1 protein-coding gene and 1 pseudogene are annotated in these 6,401 nt (G+C 42.2%); both read right to left on the minus strand.

Annotated elements, in window-relative coordinates; translation table 11 throughout:
- Positions 1–576: 576 nt before the first annotated feature.
- Positions 577–6,105, minus strand: coding sequence for a ribonucleoside-triphosphate reductase, adenosylcobalamin-dependent (gene nrdJ, locus PN471_RS00345; RefSeq protein ID WP_271775198.1), 5,529 nt, complete (start codon positions 6,103–6,105; stop codon positions 577–579).
- Positions 6,106–6,238: 133 nt separating this feature from the next.
- Positions 6,239–6,401: pseudogene (locus PN471_RS00350) on the minus strand (IS1634 family transposase); the annotation flags it as partial.

The following is a 6,401-nucleotide window of genomic DNA, read 5'->3' on the forward strand; positions in this document are numbered from 1 at the left end:
AAAAACAAATCTCAAAACCAAAGAACCGTGGGGCGCACGGTCTTAAAGCTCAGTTAATGTCCTCATAGAGGAGTCACTGAGAAGCCCACACTCACCTGAAAGGGAGTGTGTGGAGTACGTCACAATATATAGGGCTTGCTAAATAAATGCAAGACCTATATATATGAAAGGTTTGAGTCTGCTAAAAAAGAAAATAGGTGCAAGATTGTTGAGGGGGATAGTCCCAAAAGTATGCATTTTGGGTTGAATAAATCACAAAATTTAGGGATAACAGATAGCCCAAACTCTTGCCTCTTGCCTTTTGCCTTTTGCCTGCCCCCACGAGAAGACTTTTTCAGCAAACCCTATATAGCAGGATTCAGGAGTCTAAGAACCTTACCTCAATCCCCTTCAGCCAGGAAGCAATACTGTTCGGTTCAGGAAATGTAGGTTGGGTTAAAGGATAGTAACACCCAACAAATGTTGATAAATGTTGGATTTCCTGCCGTCAAACCAACCTAGGCAATTTCATTGTTTGAGATTAAGCGACAAGTATTGAGCCAGGAGGGGATTTTGAGAAATGGGATTACATGGATTTTATGATGTGGGTGGCTGTTCTGGGAACATACATTTATCAGAGTCACAACCGCTAGGGCCTGCTTCTGTTAGTTCTCCCAAATCGTAACGACTTAAAGCACCACAGAAATCATCTGTTCTGCGTCGGGTTTTGACTTCTTTAGATAAGCTGTCATAAGTGGCTTTGTCTATGGGTTCAAAGGGGAGACGGGGGAAGGATTGCAAGTCGTCAAATCGGGCTAATAATGCGGCAGAAATGTATCCTTCATCATTTTGAATGGCTTGATAGATGCGTATTCCCAATAGTTCAACTTCCTCGGAACGGAGTTCTAGGGTGGCTGAGGTGTTATGGGTGACGTAATGATTTTGAACTTGCATGACAAAATCCAGTTGCGCTAAGACGGAAAACTGGGAAACCTCTATTTCATCAGCACCGGGTAAGTCAGCCCAAGAGACGGCGACGGGGATTTCGACTAACCATTCTGTACACCGAGGATCAAAAGGATCGTTGAGAAGGTTGCCGTTTTCGTCTTTGTCCGATTGGGAGGGGATGACGTTGTAACCATAGTCTATACAGGCTAGGGCTACGGGGTCGTTTTTACGGAAAGTAATGCGGCGGATGAATCTTTGAGCTTTGGGGGGATGCCAACCGGGTGATGCTCCAGTTAAGAGGGATTTGGTATTGTGAGATTTCAGCGCTCCTTGCCAGTACCAAGAATCGTCATCATTTACACCTGCTACTGCAAAGTCATAGCTGTAATCAGGTATGGTTTCAAATTCGATAGCAGCTACTCGATAGGGACTAAAGGCAAATTGACGTTTTGGTGCAAATAAAGGACGTAAGCCACACTTGCGACTATGGGTATTGAGATAAGTCAGTGATTCTGGTTGAGATAGCATTCGGCTTAAGGATAAACCCCACATATTTTTAGTTTTCTGTAGGTTCTCTCCCTGGGTGTTATGGAAAATTGAGAAGCAGAGTCCGACAGCTTCACCCACTTGTTGTAAGTTGCGGATGAATGCTTCACTAGCGGAGTCAATTGATAATGATCCTTGCTCACGGACACAGCCATTTGTATCAATGAGACCACAGAAAAATGACAGGATTGTTTCTCGTGATGAACGACGGATTGCTTGGGGAATCCTGTCAAGATCAATACTATGAGATTTGTCTAGTTGATTGAGTTTCAGCCAATCAAACAGTTGTTTGCAAGCAAAAGTCAGTTCCCCTCGTGAGTTGTCATTGCGAGGATCGTAACTAACAGTTCCAGTTAGTCCAAACCACTGGGAGGAAATGGTTTGTAATCGTTCTACTAGATCAAGTTCTTGAGCATTAAAGGCAAAACGAATCCGATATTTGTGTTCACTGAAAGCACCGTCTCCAAACAAGCAACCCAAAAAGTAGCCAATTTCCGGGTTAAGGGTGGTGGGAGTAACAATATCTTTGGTTAAGACACCTCGGCTATGTCCTTCTGTTTCTTGACGGTAATCACGAGTGTATGGTCGAGGGTTAATACTCAAAAGTAGAGCATCTTCTTGTTTGCTGTATTCTCCAAGAGAATAGGTGATTTCCATTCCGATGGTTAGTTGGTCAGCACGCACCCAAGCATTATCTACGTTAAGACGATGGTTAGCCGTCATGCGTAAGATTCGACCATTGTTTAAGGTGATGCGGACTAGGTTTAGGGGCTGATTGGCGATCGCTTTATCTGCTGCTATCCCTTCACGAACACTTAGGTCTAATCCTTCTGTTTCGCCACTTCCCGCATCTATAATTTCATCAGCGTAAAGTAAACCTTGATCAAATATCCGTAAAGCTGTGCGGTCTAAACAACCAGCGGGCTGGACTGTGGTACAACGATTGGGGCGTTTGATTTGATGGCGATCGCAATATTCCCACACTACTTTATGAACGACATCTTTCCAGAAGTTGAGATATTTTTGTTCACCACGTTTAAAAATCAGTCCTTCAGGAGTTTCGGGTCTTCCTGCTTCCCACCACCGTAACCAATCTGTCCCAAAAGCATGAACAAAGAAGTCAAATAATCCGGTAAAGGATACACCGACAATGGGATCTAATTCCCGGCTGTATTGATAGCGGGGTTCAAGGAATTGGTGATTTAACAGGGCGACAACAGAAAGCGCTCCAGCGGTAAACGCTTCTTCTTGTTCTTTGTAGTTATCGGGGTCGAGTTGGTTTAAATGTACCTCAGACAAATTACAGTTTCCAGTTAAGGTATTACCAAAAACACCTTTATGATATTCCGGCTCATTGAAGCAGTAAGTATCATGTAATCCTGGTAGTTGTTCAACACTTTTCACAACTTGCCATTTACCTTTACATTTAGCGTCTGTACCCTTACTTACATCTAAACGCTGACAAGGAATTTCCCCACAATCAGTTATTTGCAAGTAGTACAAATCTCTACTTCTGATGCCATAGTTGGTAACCGCCCCTTTATAAGCGCAAAGATTGACAGATGAACGAATACCGCATTTAGTAAGTAGTAACTGAACTCGGTAAGCTCGATCATACTCAGAGATATATATTCTGATGCCATTGCTTTGTGTATTTGAGCCGTCTGTATCTGCTAAACCAGCGATAAAGTGCAAAATTGCTTGACGATTCCAACTGGCAATGACGTTCAGTGCTTCTGAATTTGTTTTTAGGCTTTTTAAGAATTCTCCAGAAAACCCTAAATCTGTGACATCTGTAAAAGTAGGTAAGTAGTCATAATCTCTGATAGGAGATTTATTTCCTGAAAGATTTAAAGCGGCTTTCTGTTCGTAAAGCCTAACTTTAGCATTGTTGTTTTGATCTGTTGTCCCATCTCCTACCGCTACTCCTAAAGTGTAGGCATAGTTGGAATCAACATTTAATCCATCTTCGTATTCAATTTTAAATGGTTCAGTGTGGATAGCATACCGACTGGTATCCATCAAATCTTTTGTTTGAACTTCTTTATAATTCTTGCCAAATCTATCTTTGACAAAGAAGCGATGATACCCAGTTGCATCTAAGTATGAACCATCTCCAAAACGCACGCGATAGAGAACGCGAGAACTACCAGTTTTCAATGGTTCAACTTGACTCCAGTTTTTACCGTTCCAAATGTCAATTTCGCATCCAACAACATCCTCAATTTTGTGCATTCCATCTTTAGTGATGAGCAGAGTATCACCACTTACACAGTGAAAATTACTACCAATAATTTCTCCGCAATTGTGGGCAACAATGCCATTAGCATCAAATCGAGAAACCCCTGGTACAGTACAGTCAAAAACTGCTTCCACTCCATCAGGTATAATTTCCTTGATTTTAACTGCAAATCGCTCACGATTTAGTTGTCGTTTGTATCCACTAATTAATTCTTGCAAGCGATTAGCTTTTTGAGGTTCCTGAAATCCGATAATGCTTTGGAACGCATAGATATTATCATTGGTGATTACAAGCTCATGCTGTGCTTTGCAAAAATACAAGGCTGGTTGACGATTGCTATCAGGAAGATGACGATAGCTTTCACTACGACGCTCTTGATAAATTGTTGAAATAATACCCAATCGAGCCAGCATTCTTTGAACAATTTTCAAAGTTTCCAGGTTGCTTTGTGCCAGTCTGACACTAACACCTTTTTGTTGATTACCTTGTACACTACCATCAGCATCGAATAAGCCACGTAAGAAACCACGATAAAATTCATAGCTGGCTTCCTCAATTTTATCTGTTGGCATTTTGTGTTCTAAGGTAACACCATAATTAGCTGCCAATCTAGCTAACCCTGATGAGTTGATCACTCGATGTTTTAGCTGCTTATGGTAGTGTCCAGACTCTGTGGAGCCAGAAAAATCAACAGCCTTTTTGAGTAAAGTAACAGCATATCTTCCCATTTCTTCTTGAGTATCTTCCCAATATCGTAGATACGCTGTTTTACCCGATTGTGTTGAGGCAATACTACCATCACCAATGAGATTACCAAGCAACCAACCCTCATCAAAAGTACCAAAACTATCCCAAGGTTGTACCCCACGATGATTATGAACGAAAATATAATCACCAGGACTCAAATTTTCAGCTTCTACCCACTCGGAGTATTGCTTTTTCTGAGTTTGAGCAGTCACCTTAAGTAGCTGATGATTGCCAGTTAAACGCAATTCATAGCCCTCTTGAGTGATAACTTTTAATACGGGTTTGACTCCTGTAAACCAAAAGCCATCGGTTGTAGTGCTGAACAATTCTCCATTGACATACACACTCAACTGTTTACCTATCAAATCTTTAACAAGTCTTGCACCTTGTTCAGTGTGAACCCAAGTATCAGCCGTTATGCACGGATTTAAACCAAACCTACCTGTTCTATGTTCTAGCTCATTAGCATCAATTTCAGGATGGTATTCTTTTATCCATTGCTCGACTTTCCCTTGCTCGTAAGCCTGCAAAAAGTCTCTTTTCCGTTCTGGTGTATTTAATAAATCAGCATTAGCTCTAGCGACTGCTTCACCAGCCCATTGAATTGCCCCTTCACCGCTGTAATATTGTCTACGTACAGCAGCAATAGATTCTTCTAAGGTTGGTTTGCGGTGAAAGACTCGTGTATGGTTGGCCATTCGCAAAGAATCACGTTCTGGATCTATACGCCAGTTACCTTCTGCGTCTTGTTGCCAGAGGTTATCTTTGGCAGTTGCGCCTTGTTCATCTTCAGAAACGAATTGACGCATACCCGCACTTCTACGGATATTGCCTGCCACAATTGTTACAGCAGCCTCGTCAATTAATAAACAGCATTCAACTGAATTTAATTGTCTGCCTATTGCCTTATTGAGAATAGAGGCGCAACGCTGATACAATCCAGGTAATTTTACAGGGTTAGCCATGCCGCCAAAACCTTTGAGGGTTTCCCCAGATTGGCGCACATCGCTGATATCAACAATTACCTGAACCTCACCTGTAAAGCCTTCATCGGTAGAAAGTTCTAAGAGGGTTTGATAGGATTTTACCCAACCTTCCCGGCTGTCTCCAACGTGGATAGTAGCGGTGTTAGCTTCTATATGGGTTTGTGTAAATTCACGACGCTGTGCTTGGGGTGTGCTGCCAATTTCACCTTTAATGGTGATATTGAGGCGATTACGGATAGGGGGAAGTTGATTAATATATTTTGGTTCGATGATAGCACCTGTACCACAGCCCATCATGGCTAGATCCATCATCAATCCAAAAGCACTCCAGTCTACAAGGTTAGTAGAGGTGCAGTTATAAGCACCGGAGAAGTTTTTGGGTTTGGTTAACCAATCTGTGCCACCTACCCACATCCAACGCCCACTGGGGAGGGATTTCATGTTCCGCTGCATCTTGTCTAAAATGGCGGCCTCTTCACGGGTGAGTTTTCCCAGTTCTACTAAACCGCGTAAAGTGCGATCGCACACCTGTTCCCATGTTTCTCTTAGCCCTGCCTCTGTTCTGCGGCTGTAGGTTCTAAAAAACACTGGATTGGCTGCTGGAGCAGATTCTGGAAAAGTTGCACCCTGACGTTGACGTTCAAGTTCTCGAACCATGATAAAGTATGATTGCTGATGGACAAACTATGACTATACGCCAAGTGGATTAAGGATTAAAGATTGAAAATTTTCCCACTTTGCGCTACAGCTGAGTCTGTGTCAATTATAACCCACATTCCGCACCCCAAAATTGAAAGCATTGAAAAATCCAGGGTAAAGTAGGACGATTAGTTGCTTTGCCTAATTGATTTTTAATTGTTGATTTAGACTCCAAAAGAGCATTTCTAATATGACGTTGAGCCAAAGTATAAACCAGTAGACATAAACCCATAATCATTCCCAAAGACTCTATT

Origin of the sequence: Aphanizomenon sp. CS-733/32, assembly GCF_028330045.1 — a bacterium.
In the GTDB taxonomy this organism is placed as follows: Bacteria; Cyanobacteriota; Cyanobacteriia; order Cyanobacteriales; family Nostocaceae; genus Dolichospermum; species Dolichospermum gracile.

Excerpts from the sequence above, each read along its gene's own strand:
- nrdJ (WP_271775198.1), bottom strand. The coding sequence starts at position 6,105 with ATGGTTCGAGAACTTGAACGTCAACGTCAGGGTGCAACTTTTCCAGAA.